Consider the following 21,596-nt stretch of genomic DNA (forward strand, 5'->3'; position numbering starts at 1 on the left):
TGTCAGCCCATGACGTCACGAACGTGTTCAGCCACGTCCGTGAACGGTGCCTTGAGCTGACCCCACTGGCCAAGTTCCCAGCCACCCCGGGTCGGCTGAAGCTCAACGACCCCCGTGTTCTGAAGCCTATTCATGATCGCGAACATCGGGGTAATGCCAGTGAGCCTTGCAGCGACGAGCCTGATCACCGCGCCATGACTGACAACAACAACAGTTCCGTCGTCCTCTGCCAGGTACTGATCATGAAGGTCGCCGATGACGGGTAAATAGCGGTCCAGAACGTCGTGCCCGCTCTCACCACCGGGGATCCTCACCGAGTAGTCACCGTGCATCCATGCGGAATACGCATCGAGGTAGAGACGATGCGCCTCGCGGTCCGCACGGTCTTCAAGTTCGCCTGCCTGAATCTCGTGGATACCCTCGACGATCTGCAGTTCGCGGCCGAGTGTCCTCGATAATGGGTCGGCGGTCTGCTGCGCACGCAATGCGATTGAACTGACGAGCGCGTTACAGGTCCAGGACTCAGCGTCCTTAGCGAGGGCACTCGCCTGTTCATGTCCACGCGCGGTCAGCCCAGCGCCGGGTGGACGCGTATCCAGTTTCTGGAGGATATTCGATTCTGATTCAGCGTGCCTTACCAGCACCAGGCGCCCACTCATAGTGTCCTGTCTCCCCGGCGCAAACGCTCAAGCCACGCCGATACCGCGGTGTCGTCAGGAGGCGGACACCCTCCTGACACTACTGTCGGCCAGGATCCCAGAAACCTCACTTCTCCGCCACCGCGACGGAGAGCTTTGAGCGCCTCACCGACGGCCGAGTCTTCGATGTGGCCGATGCAGTCGAGGTAGAAACGATACGTGCCCATTGCTGTCCTGGTGGGCCGAGACTGGATTCGGCTGAGATCTATCCCGCGGAGCGCGAATTCGTTCATCGCTTTCGCGAGTGCGCCTGGCTCGTTTGGCAGCCCCAGAACGATCGAGGTGCGGTCACGACCTGTGCGCGGGGGCGGCGGGCCGGGCTTCGTGACAAGGACGAAGCTTGTTCGGGCGCCCTCGACGTCAGCGACTTCGTCCGCGAGGATCTGCAGGGAGCGCTGGCGAGCGGCGAGGTGTGTCGAAACGGCTGCGTCGGCCCGATTTGCGGCAACATCGTCTGCCGCAGCGGCGTTGGAGGCGGCAGGAACGATGCGCGCATGCCCGAGGTTCTCGCTAAGCCAGCTCGAGACTTGGGCGGCGGCAACGGGGTAGGCAGCGATAGTTCGCACGTCCTCGAGGCTCGTTCCCGGTCGCGCCGCGACTGTGAACGCGATCACAAGTTCAGTCTCCGCGATGATCTGCAGCCGCTCGCCACGCGCAAGCGCGTCCAGTGTGGGCACCACCGGTCCTTCGACGGAACTTTCGATCGGAACGCAGGCCATCTCAGCTTGCCCGTTCCGGACAAGATCGAGAGCCGCGGGCGGGCTGGCGGCTGGGATTCGCTCTACCGTGTCTCGCACGGTTCCTGCGGCTTCCATCTGCACGAGTGCCGCTTCAGTGAAGGTTCCGGCTGGTCCGAAGTAGGCGATTCGCTGCACGCATAAGAGCGTACGTGCCGACGCCTCCCGTAGCAGCTTAAGCGCAAGCACTTCCACCCTCAGGATAAATTGGTTAGCCTTACCTCACCTACACTGAGGAGGATGCGATCGATGGCACACCGATCACCGGGCCAATACGGCCCCAACGCTGCGGAGCGGGTCCGGTCCGCATTCAGCCGCGCCCGCACCGCTGTCCTCGCGCTCGACGGAACCGATCCGGTGGCGACGTCCGTTCATCACTTCGACGGCGTCGGCGGCATGATCATTGCGGTCCCTGAGGATTGCGCCGCCACCGCCCTGGCGTGGCAAGCATGTACTGCGGGAATGCCCGCCGTGCTGGAATTGACCGACGAGGCCCCGGTCGAACTCCGCGAGCCGGTGCGGGCGCTTGTATGGATCCGCGGACAGCTGTTTCCCATCGATCCCGACGCGCTCGGCGCGACTGCGCAGCGAATCGCGGCGACCTCCCCTCACATCGCACTCCTCGACGTCGGTCACGGTTTGACTCTGCTGCGCCTTGAGGTGACTTCCACCGTGGTGGCCGATCACACTGGCGCGGAAGCTGTCCCGATCGATGCGCTCGCCGCAGCCGAGCCAGACCCCTTCTGCCACGTGGAAACGTGCTGGCTTCGCCATCTCGACAGTGACCACACCGACATGCTGGCAATGATCACCCGCAAACTTCCCGCATCGACGCGCTCCGGCACTATCCGCCCACTCGGACTTGATCGCTACGGGCTGCGTCTGCGGGTCGAGCATTCCGACGCGAGTGACAACGCTGATCAAGACATCCGCATCGCGTTCCCCGCCCCAGTCAGCACTCCGGACCAACTCAGTCAGGCTCTGCGCATTCTGATGGGCTGTCCATTCCTGAATGGGATACGCGCGAGAGGGCTGTAACGCTGCTAGCTTGACTCAAGGTGAGCATTCGTAGCTGGGTCAGGCCTGACCTCCGCCACCTGCCCGAGCCAGAGCGTGACCCCCGCCAGCGACGACTGCTGTGGATCGAGGTCGGTCTTGTCGTCTTCATCACTCTCGGCATTCAGGGCTTATTCAGTGTTCTCACGTTTGCCGAAGCCTGGCTCGACCCGCGACCGATCGCCGAACAGACCGTCGCGCTGAACGTAACGCGATCTGATTCCGCGATCATCGACTTCGCGCGGAACGCACTTCTCGTCGTGCGCTTGCTCGCGTGGGCTGGGCTTGCCGGATTCCTGTTGTGGCGGACGGGTGCGGCTAGATGGCTGTCCGCACAGGTGCGCCTGCGACGCACTGACATAGTCGCCGGACTCATCCTCGCGGGCGTGATCGGCCTTCCCGGCCTGGGGCTCTACGCAATCGGCCGCACTCTCGGGATCACACTGGAGGTCGTCCCCAGCGCACTGCAGGACAGCTGGTGGCAAGTGCCGATGCTCGTCGCGTCGGCGGTCGCGAATTCCGCCGCCGAGGAAATCATCGTCGTCGTGTATCTACTCATCCGGCTGCGTCAACTCGGCATCAGCCCGAACGCAGCGCTCGCTGTATCTGCGTTCATCCGCGGAAGCTACCACCTCTACCAGGGCATCGGCGCCTTCGGCGGCAACATCGTCATGGGCATAGTTTTCGCCCGGTACTTTCAGAAAATTGGACGCGTATGGCCGCTGCTCGTCGCCCATGCCGTAATCGACATAGTCGCCTTCGTCGGGTACAGCCTTGTTGTCACGCGCTAGCCACCGCTTGCACTCAAGTAGCACTAACCAATACTGAGAGCATGACCGAATCTCTCCCAGACAGCGGTGACACCAACCGCAGTCGCATAGTCATCACCTATTGCGTGCGTTGCGGATGGTTGCTGCGCGCCGCCTGGATGGCGCAGGAGTTGCTCACGTCGTTTCACGGGGATGTTAGTGAAGTCGCGCTGCGCCCCGGGCCCAGCGGTTCATTCCGCATTGACGCGGGGGACAGCACCATCTGGAACCGCGAGACCGACGGCGGGTTCCCCGAGATCGCAGTTCTCAAGCAACGCGTCCGCGATGTAGTAGCCCCCGCTCGCGACCTCGGCCACACCGACCGTTCCACCCTGACAAGCGGCGACGATGACTGAACAGAACGAGTTCTGGCTTGGATACGTGCCCGGCGCGACACCAGCGAAGTGGGCTCAGCGCTGGTCCGAGCGGGTTACCGACGTCCCCCTGCGGCTAGTTCAGATTTCCGTCGCAGATCAGTGCAGCGCACTAGTGCAGCGGCGCGTCGACGCCGCACTAGTGCGACTTCCGGCGCAACGCGACGAAGAATGGGAACTACTCAGCGTGGTGCCTCTGTACGAAGAGGTGCCCGTGGTTGTCGTTCCGCGCGGACACTTTCTCAGCGCTGGTGAGGAGGTGACGTATGCGGACCTTGCCGACGAAGCGTTGTGGTACCCGCTCGATGACACGTTCGCATGGGAGGGAGCCGGCGGCGTTCCTGGTGCAGCGCAGCCGCACCGGCCCGCAACTTCTCGCGAGGCCCTAGAACTCGTCGCGACCGGGACTGGCGTCACGGTAGTTCCGATGTCCGTGGCACGGCTGCACCCTGATCCTGAGCTTGTTTCCCGACCGCTCGCCGCAGGGCCGCGCTCGCAAGTGGGTATCGCCTGGCTCGCCGAACGTTCAACGGACACGGACGCATTGCTCGACGAGATGGTCGGGATCGTCAAGGGTCGCCGGGCGAATTCGAGCAGAGGGCTCCGTAGTCAGGCCCCTGCGGTACAGAAGCCTCCAGCGTCGAAGCCAGCCGCGAAAACGGCGCGGCGCGGCACACCTCGCCAGACCTCGAATCGCCGTAAGCAGCCTCGCAAGCCTGGCCGGTGAGGCTCGCCAGTATCAGGAATCACATCGACAGTCAGTTTTAGATGCGTAAAGTCATGGCATGCCCGGCGATCATCGACGAATTCCTCCATTAGGGGAGGATCCCCGACGCAGTCGCCATCAGCAGCCTCCGCACCCACAGCGGGACCCCCGCGTGCCACCGGAGAACCAGGCGTGGTCAGCCATACCTCCCGGTCAGGCCCACCAGCCGCCTCAGCCAGATGCCCGCACACGGCAGTATCGCGGGCAGCCATTCCCCGCGCAACAACCGCCACCTCCCCCGGCGCGACCTCCCCGGACGCGGCAACACGCTGGCCAATGGGCTGCGGTCCCACCTTCAGGACCGCCCCGGCGCCCGGCCCCGCCGCCACGACAGCACGGGCGCCACTGGAGGCGTCGCCGACGCCCGCTGCGGGTGTTTATGATCCTGCTGCTAATTCTGGTCTTCGTGGTCGGTGTCGGTGGATTCCTGCTCGATCGGTCGATGCCGCGAGTCGACGCGCTCTCTTCCTATGAGGGGCGCATAGGCGATACACCTGGAACCAATTTCCTCATCGTGGGGTCAGACAGCCGGATCGGTCTGACGCCAGAACAGGAAGCTGAGTTCACAACCGGCGGGGACACCGGCACTGATCGTACAGACACAATTCTTCTGGTCCATAAGCCCCGGGGCGGTGACACGGTACTTGTCAGTATCCCTCGGGATTCGTACGTTCCAATTCCGGGGTACGGATACGAAAAAATCAATGCGGCATTCGCGTTCGGCGGAGCTCCGCTACTTGTTCAGACCATCGAAGAATCCACCGGTGTCCATATCGACCATTATCTTGAAGTCGGCTTCGCCGGTTTCGCGGGAATTACCGACGCCGTTGGCGGCGTAGAAATGTGTCTCGAAAATCCAATGACGGATCCGTTGGCGGGCATTGACCTGGCTCCTGGCTGCCAGACTCTCAGTGGACGCGAATCCCTCGGCTTTGTGCGCAGCCGCGCAACCCCCCTCGCCGACCTCGACCGGATGAACAATCAGCGCGAATTCATGTCGGCGCTTTCGGATAAGATCGCTAGTCCCACGACGATTCTCAACCCCTTCCGCAGTATCCCCCTTGCTCGTGCAGTCGGACGGGCGATCGCAATGGACGAGCGCGATACACTCATCGACGCAGTGCGACTCGGCCTCGCCCTGCGCGGCACGATCGTGACGACGACAGTACCTGTCGGCGGTTTTGGTGACCTCGCTGGAATTGGCAATGTCCTCTATTGGGACGCCAACGATGCGCCACGATTCTGGGGGGCTATCTCCAGGGGTGAACCGCTACCAGGGGATCTCATCACTTCTGGCTAGAAAACTGCCCGCCGAGTTAGGAATGGCTTCGTTTAAGAACCCTGTGAGTCATTTTAGGTTATCGTAACTTCACTGTGGGAACACTATCCTTATTTAGGCTGAACTGGCATGACATGTGCGCTGCAAGAGCCTATTCTGGAATCATGACAGACAGCACGGAAACTAAGTTCATCAGCCTGTTGCGCGAACAAGTGAAGCAAGAATTCACTGCATCGCAGCAGTATATTGCGATAGCTGTTTACTTCGATAACGAAGACCTGCCCCAGCTTGCAAAGCACTTCTACGCGCAGGCCAACGAAGAGCACAACCACGCAATGATGATTGTGCAGTATTTCCTCGATCGCGATATGCGAGTCGACATTCCAGGCGTCGAGCCTGTGCGCAACGACTTCACAAATGTGTTGCAGCCGCTCGAACTCGCCCTGGACCAGGAGAGAGAAGTCACCGACCAGATCGTCAAGCTCGCTAGCACCGCCCGCGACGAAGGTGACTATGTGGGCGAACAGTTCATGCAGTGGTTCCTCAAGGAGCAGGTCGAGGAGGTCGCGACGATGACGACCCTGCTTGCCATTGCAAAGCGCGCGGGTGACAACCTGTTCGATCTCGAAACGTTCGTTGACCGGGAAGTAAGTCCTGCTACCCGGGACTCGACCGCCCCGCACGCGGCTGGCGGCGCGATCTAACCGCAATCGCCGGAAGGCCTGGCTCCCAGCGAATTCTCATCCGAGAGCGCCGGGGGCCAGGCTTCTGTATTCAGCGCAGCGTTACCTGGCGCCCGATCAGCCCATCACGTGAGCGTCGTTCTGCGGTATTCAGTGGCGCGTCGTCCGCAAGCGCCTCTAGGAGCCTCTTTTGCAGAGCGACGGCGGGCTGCACCCATTCCTCATGGTGCGATTCGGGGTCGAGATCGAAGACCGGCACGAGGAGCCCGTGCGCCCGGAACGACCCCGCGAAACGTGAACCCTCCCCCAGGGTCAATTCATCGCGGGCGTGCAGCCGCGCGAGCGCGCGCATCAGTGCTTCTTCGTCCTCAGGCCGCACCCACCGCAAGTGAGCCTTTTCCCCTGCATCAACCCACCATGCCGCGACGATCCCATCCGCCGCTAGGCGCGCCGACGGCATGATCACCTCGTTAGCACGCTGGACCGCTGCTGCTACCTCAGCCGCGGGTTCCGATCCTTCAGGAATCCACCAGTTGAAATCGTTGTGGACGGTGATATCGAGCAGACTGTCGGCGTCGAGGATGTCGGCTAGTGCCGGAGTGTCGCTGGATGGTGTCGCTTGCGTCAGTGAGGAGCCCGGCGTCGCGCCAAGGACCCATTGTGTGGCGGCCGCCAGGTCCCGGCCAGGGTTGTCTGTGTGCGCAGCCAATTGCAGCGCTACGTACGCTTCATCGACTCCAGGATCGCCCACTGTGCGTACCAGCGAGGCCACGGCACCGGGCAGGACCGTCGCCAGCTTCAGATCTCGATCACCGGCGCTCTCGCCGGCGGACGCAGCGAGCGGCAACGGTGCCACTGCGGATGGAACGAACTCGCGCAGCGCGACGATGTCACACTCCGCCGCTAGGCCTTCGAAAGGCCTGCGTGCCGGCAGTTCCGCGAGCCGTGCCTGGCGCTGGGCGAGCTTCTCTGCTCGCCGACTTCCCTCTTTCGGGCCTGCATTGCGCTTACTTTTCTTTCCCACACAGCCAACCTACCGGGCGCGCTGTGGGTTACCCCGATTGGCGCCGTGAATGTTGCCCATCAAGCTGAACCCTAGTCCGGAGCGGGAAGTTAGTTGCAAGCCAGCGAACCCCTAGATCACGGCAGAGCGCCACGTCCTGTGGATGGTCCACTGTCCAGCAATATGTTGCGCGGCCCGAGGCTCTTGCTCGTTCAACGATGGACGGCCGCTCCCGCAACATCTTGATGGAGGGCCCAACTGCTGTCGGTGTTCCGCTCGCGCTCGGAGCGACGCCGAGATAACGCGAGTTCTCCCCGAGAAGTACTGACGGCAATCGAGGTGCAGCACGCCGGATCCGGAAAACTGCAGAGGGCGCGAAGGACATGAACACCACGGGTGGATCGGTCTCGGTGCGCGGATTGGCAAGCCCGAAACGCTGCAGCTCCGCGAGGAGCTTGAACTCCACGAGTCCGCCGAACCGCACAGGATGCTTGGTTTCGATGAAAAGTGTCTTTGGGCCCGGCCAATCCACCACCAGCGCTAACAACTCGCGCAGAGTGAGAACGGTTTGCGGTTCCGACGGTTCGGAATAGCGGTCAACCTCCGGGTTCGAGATGTCGGGATCACCCAGGGCGACAGATGTTCTCTCTGAGGCTGTAACCGAAGCATGCCAGCTGCCGTAGTCGTGCGCTTTCAGCGCGTCGAGTGTCATAGAACTGACTACGCCACGCCCGGTTGACGTCCGGTCAATCCGGCGATCATGCATACAGATCAGCTGGCCGTCGCGCGTCAAGCGGACATCGCACTCAAGGCCATCAGCACCTTGAGCCAGTGCGAGCTCATACGCCGCGAGCGTGTGTTCGGGCCGTTCCCCGGACGCACCACGGTGCGCGACTACACTCGGACGCCCACCAGGCCACCCAGCCGGTCGTGTCTTCACACTCTCATCGTTCCCGGACAAATCAACCGGAGCAACAGCCCCAGGTTACGGCGATGCGGCAACAACCCAGCGTTTTGATGAACGCGGGCGGGTGCGGTCCCGTAGCTGGAGGAGCTCACGCATGACAACCAGCGTCATGACGGCGCATGCAGCAGCCAGGAAATGAGTAAGCGCCGCGAACTCGACACCATTCGCCTGAGCTTGCAATGTCGACGCCGTCTCACGCCACAGCAGTGACAAGGCCTGACAGATCCAGGTTGCCACCCACAGCCCCCACCACACTCGCACCCGCAGCAGAGCAGCCTCTGCCTGCTGACCGAAATTGTCACGGGCGCGCGGACTGCTCAGCATTTCGCTCAACAGTGTCCCCGGATACCAGAGCGTCACAACTGGGAGCAGACAGCCGAGCAGTTGCTCTCGAACCGAACGCGTATCGCGGAGCTCCAACCTCGCGAACCACTCCCGCCTGAAATCGACCAGCCAGCACGCGGCACTGACCGCCGCGAGGAGTGAACAGATGATTGCCGCGAGCGCGGTCACCGCAACGAGGAAATCTGAGGAGAATACTAGCCAGGCCGGTACGAGCCTGGACCGGTTGTAGACCAGGAGTCCGAAGCGGAAGAGCTCTGCCATGCCCGCAGCGAGATAGAGTCCGGCCGCTACTACAAGGAATGAAACGGCATATCCGCCCCATAGCCGGGTACGAGGCTGTTTAGGCAACTCCTGCTGCGGTTTCTCATACAAGCTCCAGCCTGGGACAGTTGCCGCCTGAGGAGTCGGCGTGACTGGCGCGGACTTCCGTCCACGCGGCTCAGGAGATTCCGGCACAGCTGGCGGCCCGAGTGCCACCCAGCGGTGCGTGAGCGGGCGACGGAGTACTGGGTGCATCGGCGGTGCGGGCGGACGGGGCTTTGGGGTCACCTGTGCCGGATCACGCATCGGCGCTGCGAGCCGCCCGTTGCAGCGCGGACACCACATCGCGGCGACGTCACCAATCGGCCACACGGCACCGCAGCGCGTACAGCCTTGAACCCAGCCCATTGTTTACGCCATCCGCTAGTAGACCGACCCGGGAGATCCGTCCAGAGCAATCACGCGGCGCCCTTCTTTTTGCCACGCCACCATGCCACCTGAAACGTTGGTCGCCTCGTAGCCGATCTGGTTGAGCCACTGAATGACGCGGAAGCTGCGACCCCCGCTGCGGCAGATGACAAAAAGTTCCGCATCAGGATCTACCTCATCGACTCGCGACGGCACGTCCCCCAGTGGAATGTGCAATGCGCCGGGTGCATGCCCCTGGTCCCATTCATCTTGCTCGCGAACGTCGAGCAGAACGACCGACTCCGAGAACTCCTCCGGGAGGTCGCCGATGGGAACGGAACGCACACTTTCACTCACATCTCGATACTGACACGCCGAGCGCTCTTGTTCCAGGCGGCCTCGCGAACGCGCGCAACGAGAGCGAGATTCGACTGGGCTCCTGCGAATTGGACACCCCATAGCAACACGCCGTTCACTGGCTGTGATTTCGCTAACATTAGTTAGCAAAGTTATCCACAATATCCACAGGTCTATCCACAGAAACGGTGGATAACCCGCCCAAAACTAGCTCTGTGGCCTGGGATGATGAAAACTTGTCCACAAGTTCCCCCTTGTCCACACCCAAGTTGTCACCAGCCTGTTAACTCTCAGCACCGACCGGTTTGCCCGAATATCCGAAATCGGGCTCATCGACCGAAACGGCCCCACGCAACACGCGCCTCAAGAGTCTCGACTGTCGCACCGACAAGTGCCTGCGCAGCTGCGGCACCGAATCGTCCCAGCGCACTGTCCATGCCGAATGGGTCCGGAAACGGCATGCCCAGCCGCGCAAAGAACGGCTTCTTCGGCGCGACGAATTCCACCTCCGCGTGGGGGAACTTCTTCGCAGCGATCTCCCTCAGCGAACCGACACCGTCTATCAGGCCGCGCTGCAATGCCTCGCGCCCGAGCCACACGTCCCCGTTGAAAAGGTCCTCGTCCTGCCGAAGCTGGGGCCCACGACGTTCCAGCACCCACGTGCGAAAAAGATCATGCAACGCGCCTTGCAAGCCCGAAAGCCACTCGACGTCGTCCGCCCGCTCCGCAGTAAAGGGATCGAGCCGCGCTTTCTCAGTTCCAGAGGTATATACGCGACGCTCCACACCCAGCTTCGATATCAAGTCCTGGAACCCAAATCCCGCCGAGATCACCCCGATCGAGCCGACGACTGAGGTTTCCGCCGCGTAGATTTCGTCGGCGGCGCACGCAACCCAGTAGCCTCCCGATGCAGCAACGTCCTCACAGAACGCGATAACCGGAACCTTGTGCTTCTCCGCGAGCTGCCGAATCCGCGAGGCGATCACTTCACTCTGTGTAGGCGAACCACCTGGAGAGTTGATGAGGAGCGCGACAGCCTTGACGCGGTCCATGCCGAACGCGCGAATGAGCTGCTCGTCGATCGATTCTGCGGACACCACGTGCCGTGCGATACCGGCAGGTCCTGCCGCGATCATCCCGTGCACACGGACGACGGCCACAACACCGCGGCCGTCTCCGCCAAGCGCGCTGGGGAGCTTCGCGGTCAGTGGCTTAGGGAGATTCATCAACTTAGACATGCCGCCAGCGTAGTTGCGCAGGGAATATGTCGCCGGTGCCTGATGTCATAGGACACAAGCCGCGCAGGCGGCAAGGGACGACGAGGAGCCGTCATGAGCATGGAAGTCACCGCGTGGACCGCGATGTATAACGCGATGCACGCACAGCAGGATCGCCGCCCCTTCTCGAAAGAAACAGTCAAACGCATCTGGGCATTCGCACGGCCCCACCACCGCGAACTATGGATCTTCCTTGGATTAGGTGTCGTCCTCGCCGTGCTTGCCGTATTGACACCGCTGCTCGCTGGCCGGGTGGTGAACGCGATCGTCGACAACGCTGCCGTCGCAACCGTGGCGTGGCTCGCGGTCATCATCGCAATCATCGCCGTCGCGGAAGCCGCCTTCGGCATCGTTCACCGTTGGCTCTCCGCCCGGATCGGCGAGGCACTGATTCTTGACTTGCGAACCGCGGTATTCGATCACGTCCAGCGCATGCCGATCGCCTTTTTCACGCGGACGCGCACCGGTGCGCTCGTCAGCCGCCTCAACAATGACGTCATCGGCGCCCAGCGTGCTTTCAGTGACACGCTCGCAGGTGTCGTCAGCAACCTCGTCACGCTCATCCTCACGCTAATCGTGATGATGACACTCTCATGGCAGATCACCTTGCTTGCGCTGCTCCTGTTGCCCGTGTTCATGCTTCCTGCGCGCAGCGTTGGTTCACGTCTGGCTCGGCTAGAACGCGAAGCGGCAAACCACAACTCCGCGATGAGTACCCAGATGACGGAACGCTTCTCCGCACCTGGCGCGACGCTGGTCAAACTGTTCGGGCGCCCGCAGCGAGAATCAGCAGAGTTCGCTGTCCGTGCGTCCCGGGTGCGCGACATCGGCGTGCGCTCAGCGATGGTGCAGTGGCTTTTCGTCACGGCACTGACCCTGGTGTCGGCGCTCGCGCTTGCACTCGTCTACGGCGTCGGGGGTTTCTACGCGCTGCGTGGCCAACTCGACCCCGGCACGGTGGTGGCGCTCGCTCTCTTGCTAACACGGTTGTACTCGCCGCTGACCTCCCTCGCGAGCGCACGCGTCGACGTCATGAGCGCCCTCGTCAGCTTCGAGCGAGTCTTCGAGGTGCTCGACCTGAAGCCCCTGATCGTCGAGAAAGACGAGGCTGTCGATGTTCCCGCAGGCCCAGTGGGGGTCGAGTTCTCGCAGGTCCGTTTCGCGTACCCAGCGGCGGACAAGATTTCACTCGCTTCGCTCGAAGAAGTAGCCCAGCTCGATACCCGAGCTGGGACAGAAGTGCTGCATGACGTCTCGTTCCACGTGGAACCAGGCCAGATGGTTGCGCTCGTCGGATCGTCCGGCGCCGGAAAGTCGACGCTCGCCCAGCTTGTCCCCCGCCTTTATGACGTCGACGCGGGGGCCGTTTCGATTGGTGGCCGCGACGTTCGGGATCTGCGGACCGCGTCGATTCGGAACGCCGTGGGCATGGTCACACAGGATGGGCATCTCTTCCACGAATCAATTCGCGACAACCTCCTGCTTGCCGGCCCGGAGGCTACCGAAGAGCAACTGTGGGATGTCCTTCGGCGTGCGCGCCTCGACGACCTCGTCGGCGCTCTGCCAGACGGCCTCGATACCGTTGTCGGGGAACGGGGCTACCGGCTCTCGGGTGGCGAACGTCAGCGACTCACCATCGCCCGGCTCCTGCTCGCACAGCCGCGAATCGTCATCCTCGACGAAGCGACTGCGCACCTCGATTCGACGTCGGAAGCGGCGGTCCAGGCCGCGCTGAACGAAGCCCTCGAAGGACGAACCGCGCTTGTGATCGCGCACCGGCTCTCCACGATCCGGGCCGCAGACCAGATACTCGTCGTCGAGGACGGCCGGATCATCGAACGTGGCACCCACACCGAACTACTCGCGCGCGGCGGCCGGTACGGCGAGCTCTACCGCACCCAATTCGCCGACCAGCCAGGTGTGAACGGTGACGACGTGTGCGGCGCAGAGGAGGCGTGCACTCCAGGAAAAGCTGCCGCGAGCATCTACGGGGCGTGATTGTCAGCCACCCTTCATTCCGGCTGGTTTTGGCGCCATTCGGAGCTTCCCGATCGTCGTCAACACGAGGACAATAAATTAAGCCACTTCGTGTTGAAAATCGAGAAGGGTCGGCCATGACAACCACGAGTGAGTCGACGACAACGACGTCAGCACAGCAGTACATGGGAGCCGTCGCCCCCAAGCTGGCCTCACTCACCGACGATGTTCTGTACAACGACATCTGGGCGCGGCCTGAACTCGCCGCGCGCGACCGAAGCCTAATAACAGTGGCCGCTCTCATCTCTGGAGGCAACCACGAACAACTGCGCTACCACCTGAATCTGGCACTGAAGAACGGCGTCACCGAGACCGAACTCGTAGAAGTCATCACGCACATCGCCTTCTACGCTGGATGGCCCAAAGCTATTTCGGCAGTCACGGTGGCCAAAGCGGTGTTTGGGCCTATCTCTCTCTAACCCGCAATGCTGCTACGCCGTTCGAGAAGGACGGTATCGCGCCAAACTCCGTCGAGGCGAGCGATTTTCTCGCGTATCCCGATCGTTCGGAAACCCTCAGAGTGGTACAGGGAGATTGCGGCCCGGTTCTCCGGGAAGATCGAGGTTTGCAACGTCCAGATCCCGTCGGCGTCGGCGGACGTGACTTGCTTGCTCAGCATGGTTTTTCCGATGCCACGGCCGCGCATGCCGTCGGTAACGTAGACGGAACTCTCGGCAACTCCCCCGTAGCAGTCCCGAACCGACACCGTGCTCAGGGCCGCCCAGCCCGTAACGACATCGTCGATGGTTGCCACCCACCGATGGTTCGGGAGCCACTGCTCATCGAGGTTTTCCCGGCTTGGAACCTCGGTGGTAAAGGTGGCGTTGCGAGTGTCGATGCCCTCACCGTAGATCCGGAGGACCGCGTCCCAGTCGTTGTCGGTCATCGCGCGCACGGTGACGTCGGGCAGATCGCTAGGGCGGGACGGGCGCGGCGTCAGAACACCCATCACCACGTCGGCAGCTTGTGGAAGGGCCACGCAGCAAGTCGGATTCATCGCAACAACGGTGCTGGTTCCAGCCTTGCGCAAGCTCACAAACCCCACCTCGGCGAGCTTGCGTATGTGATGGGAGACCGTCGGTTGCCCTATACCCAGGGCCTCCGCTAGAGCGCCGACAGTGATGCCGCCGGGAGTGCTCGCGACGCGGTGCAAGAGCCGGACCCGCATCGGTTCGGCCAGACAAGCGAACCACTGCGCAAACGTCTCAGCATCACTCTGCTTTAGCACGTTTGAGCAGGCCTGACCCTGGTCCGAATCGCCGACACGCGCGCTCGGGGGCCGCAGGGAGGTCATTCATCCACTATATCGACTCGCATCAATGGTTGCCTTCATCGACGCATGTCGATATATTTCTTTAAAGATCGATCACTGTCGATGAAAGGGGCGGGTATGCCCGGTTCCCCAGTTGTCGCAATCAAAGCCGGATCTATCGGCCTGGGCCCGTCGGGGCTGCGGCGAGTACTTGCGGCGTTGTGCCTGACCGAGATCACCAGCTGGGGAGTCCTCTACTACGCGTTTCCCGTTCTTTCGGTGTCTATTTCCCGCGATACCGAATGGTCGATCGTCGTGATTGTGGCGGCATTCTCCATGAGCCAGCTGGTAGCCGCGGTGATCGGCATTCCGGTTGGTCGTATCCTCGATCGCCATGGCCCGCGGTGGGTTATGACCGTAGGTTCGGTACTTGCGGTGCCCGCACTGGTGGTCATCGCGATGGCGCATACCCTCCCGTTGTTTTTCGCCGGGTGGGTGATCGCCGGAATCGCGATGGGCGCGGTGCTATATCCACCTGCGTTTGCCGCGCTGACCCGCTGGTACGGTGACGGCTACGTCAAGGCGCTGATGATTTTGACCCTCGCCGCGGGACTGGCCAGCGCTATTTTCGCGCCGCTCACTGTGGCTCTTTCCGAAAGATTCGACTGGCGCACGACTTACCTGATTCTTGCCGCCGTCCTGGCCATCATCACTGTCCCGGGTCATGTCTGGGGTTTGCGCGGCGGGTGGCCCGACCCGGTCCGATTACCGCATGCACATCCCGGTGACTATCACCGAACGTCCCGCAGCCGTGCATTTTTTGCTCTGATCATCGCGCTCGCGGCAGGCGCCTTCGCGGCGTCCGCCGGTGTCTTCAACCTAGTTCCGCTATTGATCGAACGAGGTTTCAGCCCCACCCTCGCCGCCCTCACGCTTGGCATGGGGGGCGCCGCTCAGGTCATCGGACGGATCTTTTACCTGCCGCTTGCAGCGATAACGGGTGTGCGGGTGCGCACGATATCGGTCATCACCGTGACCGGGCTTAGCACAGCCTGGCTGGGCCTCACGAGCTCGGTGACTGCGCTAATAGGCATCGCCATCGGAGCCGGACTTGTACGGGGCATCTTCACGCTGATCCACGCCACCGCCATCACCGATCGGTGGGGCGGAGAGCACTACGGACGTCTCAACGGACTCATGTCCGCGCCGATCGTCATCGTCATGGCTCTTGCCCCGTGGGCCGGGACCATGCTCTCCACCTGGACCGGAAGCTATGCCCACGCCTACCTGGTCCTGGGAACAATTGCACTCGTCGGCGCCGTGATCAGCACCGCAAGCATCCCTGCCGTCCGCACCAGCACCACAGCAACTACGGAACATCCCCACGCCGAAAGGTAAATCTCATGACGCACTACGACGCGATCGTCATCGGTGGCGGCCAGTCCGGTCTTGCCGCCGCCTATCATCTGCGGCGCCGCGGACTCGACACCGCGATCATCGAAGCAGGCAGCGAACCTGTCGGCTCCTGGCCGAACTACTACGACAGCCTCACCCTGTTCTCACCAGCCCGATACAGCTCGCTGCCCGGCCTCTCGTTTGGCGGCGACGGTGACCGCTATCCCAGACGCGACGAAGTCGTCGACTATCTCCGCCGTTACGCGAAGAACCTGGACGCAGACATCCATGTCAACGAACGAGCCGACACCGTATTCACGAACGGAGCCGAATACATCGTCCGGACCGACACCGGGGCAAGCTTTACTGCACCGCGAATCATCGCCGCCACAGGTGGATTCGGGACACCTCATATCCCCGACATCGAGGGTCTGAATACGTTCACCGGCGCCGTCGTACATGCCGCCGACTACCGCGCCCCCACCGAATTTGCCGGACAGAATGTCATCGTGGTCGGTGCAGGAAACTCCGCGGTGCAGATCGCAGCGGAACTCGCAGAGACCGCCGATGTGATTCTGGCCAGCCGGAAACCCGTGAGGTTCGTGCGGCAACGGCCACTGCGCCGGGACATGCACTTCTGGTTCAAATACACCGGAATCGACACCCTCCCGATTGGACATCTTCTCTCGCGGCCACCGACATCACCAGTATTCGACACCGGCCGCTATCGCGCTGCCCTCACCGCTGACAAGCCCCAACGCCGTGCCATGTTCACCAAACTCGAAAAGAGCCAGGCGTTCTGGCCCGACCGCACCGTAACAACAGTCGATTCCATCATCCTCGCCACCGGATACACGCCCAACCTGAAGTACCTCGAACAGGTCGGTGCTCTCACTGAAAACGGTTACGCGCGACACAAGAAGGGCCTATCCACCACCCATCCCGGACTTGGCTACGTAGGACTGGAATGGCAACGAAGCCTCTCCTCCGCATCTCTGCGCGGTGTGGGCCGCGACGCGAACTACGTCGTGCGGAGGCTCAAGCCCGCATAGCCCGGTCGTACGTGCATACCTCACCTGCCAGAATTGAGCTCCCGGCACCGCGAGATCAGGTCCTCCATTCGTGTTGCGAGGTCGTCGACCGAGCCCTTCTCCTCGGCGAGTTCGTCCACGAGGTCGGTGTAGTCAGCCACGATCGCGCGGTACTGCGCACCGAAGCCCCGGTGGCGGGCGGCTCCCTCGTATCGGCGGTCCAGGTCGAGGATGTGTTTCGCGAGCACTGCCGCTTTGACGTTCAGCGACGACTGCGCATCACTCGCGGCGGCCCGGCTCTGTGCGCGCTGACCAGCGAGCTTGCCGGCACGGCGTGCACCGAGGTACGCGAAGGCGGAACCGGCCAGGACGGCGGTGACGGCCGCGAGCGCGATCAGGTAGCGCGGCAACGACGGGCTGATCGTGCGCGCGTGATCAGGCACGGTACCGGCCTTCACGAGCATGTCGTAGTTGACTACGGTGACTTTAAGCGCTTCGAGTGGACGGTCGGCGAACACGTTGATGCCCCGACGGATCATGGACTCCGCGACGAATGCGCGGCCGAACGCCTCAGTACCCTCACCTGGCAGTTGCGAGCAGCCGTAGGAGTTGTAACCGTCACCGCCCTCCTTGCGGCTCACAAGCAGTGCGAGCGTGCCCCTCGCCGGTCCGCTCACCTGACTGCACGCGCGGCTCAGGTCAGCGTCCGGTTCGAGAAACGCCACGAAAAGCCTACGGTTGCCGATGATCTCAGCGGCCGCCTCAGTGTCCAGGTCCACGCCTGCAGCGGCGTAGACCGAGCCGGACCGAGCTGTGCGCTGCAGGTCATTATCGGCGATCCCGGCCGTCCACAGCGACCATCCCGCGAGCACCACCAGCGCCGCAACCGCAAGACCGAACGGTGTGCGGAAGAACGTGGTGAGCCGTGATGCACTCATATCTCACCGCCAGCAACGTAGTTCCGCGGCCGTAGATCTTCACGCCCGAGTTTGCGCGCGGTCTCGTCGAGGTCGTGCTGCGCCTGGCCGATGAGGCGCTCGACGTGCTGCGACGGGAGATCGTCATCGATTGCTGACGACGCGGCTTGCAGCTTCTTGATGCCTCGGACCAGCGACGGATCGTGCGACAGGCCTGAGATCTCGACGGCGAGCGTGTTGAGAAAGGCAAGACGTGCAGGCGCCGTGCGCGGCGGCTGGGCCCCGGATCCGAGAATAGGCCGGAGCGACAGCGCGAGGAACACCAGCACGCAGCCCCCGAAAAGCCACGGCAACGCGGGCAGCGCCACCCGAAGCGGATCGAACGGCTGGTACGGGAGCGGACGGTCGAATATGCCCGCGTAGCGGATGTCCGTGACTCGGTTCAGATAGGCGTGGAGCACATTTTGCTGCGGGTAGTCCCAGCGGCTTAGGCGGCTGCCGAACTGCGCGTAGAAGCTGGGCGGCGATCTCGGCGAACTCTCCGGCCTGCGGACCGTGGTACTCGATCCAGTCGCCATACATCACCAGAATTGGCTTCCCGGGGAACCGCTCGGTCAGAGCGCTGCCGTAGTCCGGCATCGCCTCGCCGAACTCCTGCCGTGGGAACGCGGCCACCAGCGGCTGCTCGTCTGGGAATGCCAATTCGGCACTTTCGGGCACAGCTTCCAATGTCGCGCCGTCGGCGGCGTGCCTGCGTCCTGCGCTGAAGTCTGTAGCGACTGCGGCGAGTTCGGAATCTGTGACGATGCGCCGATCTAGGAGGTCGACGTCCGAGGGATGCTCCTCGTCCAGTTCTCTCGCGATGAGTGCCACGAGGAGGTTGGTGACGTCACCCGTTGCGAACTCGGCGCGCCAGCCGGCAATGTTGTTGTTGGTCGCTCCGAATATTCCGCCGGTCACGCTGGTGCCGACGATCTGAATATCGACGCCCTCAACATCGTCAAGCTGGTCTTTCTGCTCCTCGCTCAGTCCCGGGGGCGCCACGAGGATGCGCAAATCGCTGTCGCCTAGCGCGTCGGAGACTCGCCGTTCGTCCCACTGTGCGACCGCGCCCGGCAGGATTACCACTCGGTCGCTGTCGACGCGTTGCTGAATATCAGCGGTCGACGGGATGGTCTGATCGGTCAGTTCATCCCCGTCACCTTCCATCACCTTGTCCACCGACGGCGATTGCCCGTAGCTGACGTCCACGCCTTGACTCTGGCGCTGCGCCACCAGAAAGAGGACAAGCACAGCGACACCAACCACAAGAAACACCCAGCGCACCCACAGGAGTCGCTCACGCATCAGCGGCTGCCCGCCACAGTAGATCCGCGCGGGTGGCGCATTCTTTTGCTTCCAGCGCAGACGTCACGCCACCCTGAGCGGCGATGAGTAGCTCCGCCCGGTGGAACAACTCCTCTGCCTCGCCAACCGACCGACGGGCAGCGTCCCGGCTGACCGCCGCGCTTTCAACCGCCGAGCGCGCAGCCGACCAGGCAGTGCGCCGACGCAACGCACGCTCCCGCATCCGCGGAGCGTAGGCCGCAACGAAGCCAGCACCTACGATGACAGCGGTACCCGACACCGCCAGTATCCATCCGAACACAACCTCAACCTCCAAGCACTCACCGGGCATTCTGCCAGGCACTGCCTCACCGTGATCATGGCGCATTGGGTCCGTCCCGTGGCGCACTACCTCGCCGTTGCAGTAAGGAGGGCTCGTGAAGTATCGGATCACGTCAGCTGATCGACGTCCCCTGCCCGGCTCTTACGCGACTCAGCAGCGTCGGCTGGGCTTCAGCGAAGACGATGCGAGCCGTCCGTTCGCGCATTACTTCCGTTCCGAAGTCCGCCCAATTCAGGCTCACGTTCGCGACGCACTCACCTGCGGCCAAGCGCCGGCCGAATGCGGCTACGAGATCGATGACGCAGTCACTCGGCTATCTGCACCCGGCTACCACCAGATGGAAACCGGCTGGACTCGCACTGATCGCGGCACGCTCGTGGTCAGTTGCCGCACCGATATGCCTGACGTGACCGCCGAGATGTGGGACTGGTGGTTTGGCTGGCACTCCACCGACAGCGCTCGTTACAAGCTCTGGCATCCCGGCGCGCATCTGTTCACTGCCCTAGCTGAGGACCGTAGCGGCGACCGCGCGCTCAGCGCCCGGCAGCGCTACATCAATAACGTCTCGTATGTCGATGAGTACATCGGAACATCGCTGTCGCGCCTGGCCATCCGGTTCATCGACCCCTCCCAGGCTGGATTTTCCGAACGAACGGGCGTCACGCACATTTGTGCGCGTGTAGGGACCAGCGACCTCCCAGTCTCCGCTGGATGGCTCGTCCATCAGGTGCGACCCACCGATCATGGCAGCGAGATGCGGTCGCGGTTTTTCCTCGGCCATGCCGAGATCCTGCCCGTCCCCGCCAGTTCCGTATCCAAACCACTATCCGCGCGGATCCTGACTAGCGCGGTGGCACGCATGACGCTGCCACCGGCGGTGGCGGCGATCGGCCGCTACCGGACGCGTGACCAGTTCGGTCGGGACCTGCTGCTCCACTGCGCGACCGAGATGAACCATCTCGCCGGCTTTCTGCCGGACCTGTATGCCGAATTCCGTTGCGCTCCCTGACTGTCCCGCAATAGCGGGTTCGTCGCTTCCGTCACAACTTGCTGGCTACGGCAGCCTTCAACAGTTCACTGAGCGAGCTCTCAGGATCCGCCAGCTGGCTCGGCGCTACCGGAATCCGGTCGCCGAGGACCCGTCGGCTGAACATGAACTCCTGCGGCCGGTTGACGCAATCGGCTGCAATCATCTCGCCCTTCGTGAAATAGAAGCAGGCGAAGCTGCGACCAGCATCCGGATCACCACGCAAAACGACACTGTCGTAGCCCTCGTTCAGTCCAGCGATCTGCAGCTTGAGTTCGTACTGATCTGACCAGAACCACGGCAGCGCGGTAACAGTCTTCACTTTGCCGCAAATGGTCGCGGCAGCTACTTTTGCTTGCTCGCCGGCACTTGGCACCGACTCAAGTCGCAGCCGACGACCGTAGCGGTGCATGAAGTGGCTGACGCAATCGCCAGCGGCAACGATGTCCGGGTCGTTCGTGAGCGCGTGGTCATCAATGATGATCCCGTTGTCGACCGCCAGCCCCGCGGCCTCGGCAAGCTCGGTGTTGGGTACGACGCCCACCCCAATGATGACCAGATCGGCTTCGATGAGCTCACCATCAGCGAGGCGGACGCCGCGGACACTGTCATCGCCCTCGATCGCCGAAATCGCTACACCGGTACGAATATCGACGCCCTCTTCGCGATGCACGCGAGCGTAGAACGCCGAGACTTCCGGCGCGGTGACCCGCTGCATCACGCGGTCAGCGTGCTCCAGGACCGTCACCTCGACACCCCGCTTGCGCAGCGAGGCGGCTGTCTCCAGCCCGATGTAGCCAGCCCCGATAATGACCACACGGCCAGCGCCCGCGACTCCACTACGGATCGCCTCTATATCGGCGGCATACCGCAGGTAATGCACGCCAGCCAATTCCGTGCCCGCCAGCGGCAGACGGCGCGGCCGGGCTCCCAGGCACAGCGCGAGTTTGTCGTAGCCGACCTTCTCGCCATCACTCAACGTGAGCGAATGTGCGTCACGATCGATGCTCACGACGCCCGCGTGGCGAAACGCGATGTCGTTTTTCGCGTAGAAGTCCGCGGGCCGGATCAGAAGTTCGTCGAGGGTCGACTTGCCCGCGAGGTAGGCCTTGGACAGGGGTGGGCGGTGATAAGGCAGTATCGGCTCGTCGCCGATGACCAGTAGTTCGCCGTCCCAGCCTTCCTGACGGAGGCTCGCGCAGAGCTGGGCCCCGGCGTGGCTGCCGCCAACGATGATCGCGCGCACCG

The 21,596-nt window shown here is 62.8% G+C and carries 23 protein-coding genes; 11 read left to right on the forward strand and 12 right to left on the reverse strand.

The window, feature by feature from the left end:
* Positions 1-2: 2 nt before the first annotated feature.
* The gene (locus tag FHU29_RS12020) at positions 3-659 is read right to left on the reverse strand and encodes a histidine phosphatase family protein (RefSeq protein ID WP_064439888.1); all 657 of its coding nucleotides are present in this window, start codon (positions 657-659) and stop codon (positions 3-5) included.
* A complete protein-coding gene (gene pheA, locus FHU29_RS12025; RefSeq protein WP_064439889.1) occupies positions 656-1,573 on the reverse strand; it encodes a prephenate dehydratase in 918 nt (305 codons plus the stop codon). The genes FHU29_RS12020 and pheA overlap by 4 nt, the downstream gene beginning before the upstream one ends.
* A 111-nt stretch (positions 1,574-1,684) precedes the next feature.
* Here pheA and FHU29_RS12030 point away from each other — a divergent pair, with 111 nt between their 5' ends.
* The 6 genes from FHU29_RS12030 to FHU29_RS12055 all read left to right on the forward strand — a co-directional run bounded on the left by FHU29_RS12030 (position 1,685) and on the right by FHU29_RS12055 (position 6,423).
* The gene (locus tag FHU29_RS12030) at positions 1,685-2,473 is read left to right on the forward strand and encodes a DUF2470 domain-containing protein (RefSeq protein WP_064439890.1); all 789 of its coding nucleotides are present in this window, start codon (positions 1,685-1,687) and stop codon (positions 2,471-2,473) included.
* A gap of 20 nt (positions 2,474-2,493) precedes the next feature.
* A complete protein-coding gene (locus FHU29_RS12035) occupies positions 2,494-3,282 on the forward strand; it encodes a CPBP family intramembrane glutamic endopeptidase (RefSeq protein WP_064439891.1) in 789 nt (262 codons plus the stop codon).
* A 41-nt stretch (positions 3,283-3,323) separates the two neighbouring features.
* Positions 3,324-3,656 carry an Rdx family protein gene (locus FHU29_RS12040; protein WP_064439892.1) on the forward strand — a complete coding sequence of 111 codons (333 nt, stop codon included), beginning with the start codon at positions 3,324-3,326 and terminating at the stop codon, positions 3,654-3,656.
* Positions 3,649-4,401: a LysR substrate-binding domain-containing protein gene (locus FHU29_RS12045; protein ID WP_064439893.1), complete on the forward strand. Its 753-nt coding sequence runs from the start codon at positions 3,649-3,651 to the stop codon at positions 4,399-4,401. Before FHU29_RS12040 ends, FHU29_RS12045 begins: the two co-directional genes overlap by 8 nt.
* 418 nt (positions 4,402-4,819) lie before the next feature.
* The gene (locus FHU29_RS12050) at positions 4,820-5,740 is read left to right on the forward strand and encodes an LCP family glycopolymer transferase (RefSeq protein WP_083962252.1); all 921 of its coding nucleotides are present in this window, start codon (positions 4,820-4,822) and stop codon (positions 5,738-5,740) included.
* Positions 5,741-5,883: 143 nt separating this feature from the next.
* Positions 5,884-6,423 (forward strand): ferritin, encoded by a 540-nt coding sequence (locus tag FHU29_RS12055; protein WP_064439894.1) that lies wholly within the window; start codon positions 5,884-5,886, stop codon positions 6,421-6,423.
* Between the two features lie 70 nt (positions 6,424-6,493).
* Here the strand turns inward: FHU29_RS12055 and FHU29_RS12060 are convergent, their stop codons facing one another.
* The 5 genes from FHU29_RS12060 to FHU29_RS12080 all read right to left on the reverse strand — a co-directional run bounded on the left by FHU29_RS12060 (position 6,494) and on the right by FHU29_RS12080 (position 10,981).
* A complete protein-coding gene (locus FHU29_RS12060) occupies positions 6,494-7,426 on the reverse strand; it encodes a DUF5926 family protein (protein ID WP_064439895.1) in 933 nt (310 codons plus the stop codon).
* A 28-nt stretch (positions 7,427-7,454) separates the two neighbouring features.
* On the reverse strand, positions 7,455-8,345 hold the full coding sequence (locus FHU29_RS12065) for a glycerophosphodiester phosphodiesterase (protein WP_064439896.1): 891 nt from the start codon (positions 8,343-8,345) through the stop codon (positions 7,455-7,457).
* Positions 8,346-8,390: 45 nt separating this feature from the next.
* Positions 8,391-9,386 carry a DUF4328 domain-containing protein gene (locus FHU29_RS12070; protein WP_064439897.1) on the reverse strand — a complete coding sequence of 332 codons (996 nt, stop codon included), beginning with the start codon at positions 9,384-9,386 and terminating at the stop codon, positions 8,391-8,393.
* Between the two features lie 15 nt (positions 9,387-9,401).
* Entirely contained in the window at positions 9,402-9,743 is a 342-nt protein-coding gene (locus FHU29_RS12075; RefSeq protein WP_423785872.1) for a rhodanese-like domain-containing protein, read from the reverse strand.
* Positions 9,744-10,072: 329 nt separating this feature from the next.
* Entirely contained in the window at positions 10,073-10,981 is a 909-nt protein-coding gene (locus FHU29_RS12080; protein WP_221194919.1) for a S49 family peptidase, read from the reverse strand.
* 93 nt (positions 10,982-11,074) lie between these two features.
* On the opposite strand from FHU29_RS12080, the gene FHU29_RS12085 reads away from it, so the two are divergent.
* Both FHU29_RS12085 and FHU29_RS12090 read left to right on the forward strand, forming a co-directional pair.
* Positions 11,075-13,018, forward strand: a complete 1,944-nt coding sequence (locus FHU29_RS12085; protein ID WP_064439899.1) for an ABC transporter ATP-binding protein — start codon at positions 11,075-11,077, stop codon at positions 13,016-13,018.
* A gap of 116 nt (positions 13,019-13,134) precedes the next feature.
* Positions 13,135-13,476, forward strand: a complete 342-nt coding sequence (locus tag FHU29_RS12090) for a carboxymuconolactone decarboxylase family protein (protein ID WP_064439900.1) — start codon at positions 13,135-13,137, stop codon at positions 13,474-13,476.
* Here FHU29_RS12090 and FHU29_RS12095 read toward each other — a convergent pair.
* Entirely contained in the window at positions 13,473-14,351 is an 879-nt protein-coding gene (locus FHU29_RS12095) for a helix-turn-helix domain-containing GNAT family N-acetyltransferase (RefSeq protein ID WP_064439901.1), read from the reverse strand. The two genes, FHU29_RS12090 and FHU29_RS12095, sit on opposite strands and share 4 nt — an antisense overlap.
* A gap of 96 nt (positions 14,352-14,447) precedes the next feature.
* On the opposite strand from FHU29_RS12095, the gene FHU29_RS12100 reads away from it, so the two are divergent.
* Together FHU29_RS12100 and FHU29_RS12105 are read left to right on the forward strand one after the other, a co-directional pair.
* Positions 14,448-15,707, forward strand: coding sequence for an MFS transporter (locus FHU29_RS12100; protein ID WP_064439902.1), 1,260 nt, complete (start codon positions 14,448-14,450; stop codon positions 15,705-15,707).
* A gap of 5 nt (positions 15,708-15,712) precedes the next feature.
* A complete protein-coding gene (locus FHU29_RS12105; RefSeq protein WP_064439903.1) occupies positions 15,713-16,756 on the forward strand; it encodes a flavin-containing monooxygenase in 1,044 nt (347 codons plus the stop codon).
* Between the two features lie 20 nt (positions 16,757-16,776).
* Here FHU29_RS12105 and FHU29_RS12110 read toward each other — a convergent pair whose 3' ends face one another.
* From FHU29_RS12110 to FHU29_RS12120, 3 genes are all read right to left on the reverse strand, one after another.
* Entirely contained in the window at positions 16,777-17,673 is an 897-nt protein-coding gene (locus tag FHU29_RS12110) for a hypothetical protein (RefSeq protein ID WP_064439904.1), read from the reverse strand.
* Positions 17,674-17,796: 123 nt separating this feature from the next.
* A complete protein-coding gene (locus FHU29_RS12115) occupies positions 17,797-18,999 on the reverse strand; it encodes a hypothetical protein (protein ID WP_198156523.1) in 1,203 nt (400 codons plus the stop codon).
* A complete protein-coding gene (locus tag FHU29_RS12120) occupies positions 18,992-19,366 on the reverse strand; it encodes a DUF6403 family protein (protein WP_198156524.1) in 375 nt (124 codons plus the stop codon). The genes FHU29_RS12115 and FHU29_RS12120 overlap by 8 nt, the downstream gene beginning before the upstream one ends.
* A gap of 49 nt (positions 19,367-19,415) precedes the next feature.
* Between FHU29_RS12120 and FHU29_RS12125 the strand changes: the two genes are divergently transcribed.
* Positions 19,416-20,330, forward strand: a complete 915-nt coding sequence (locus FHU29_RS12125) for a DAPG hydrolase family protein (protein ID WP_232322938.1) — start codon at positions 19,416-19,418, stop codon at positions 20,328-20,330.
* A gap of 31 nt (positions 20,331-20,361) precedes the next feature.
* On the opposite strand, the gene FHU29_RS12130 is transcribed toward FHU29_RS12125, so the two are convergent.
* Positions 20,362-21,594 (reverse strand): NAD(P)/FAD-dependent oxidoreductase, encoded by a 1,233-nt coding sequence (locus FHU29_RS12130; RefSeq protein WP_064439905.1) that lies wholly within the window; start codon positions 21,592-21,594, stop codon positions 20,362-20,364.
* Positions 21,595-21,596 lie beyond the last annotated feature (2 nt).

Source organism: Hoyosella altamirensis (genome assembly GCF_014191505.1).
In the GTDB taxonomy this organism is placed as follows: Bacteria; Actinomycetota; Actinomycetes; order Mycobacteriales; family Mycobacteriaceae; genus Hoyosella; species Hoyosella altamirensis.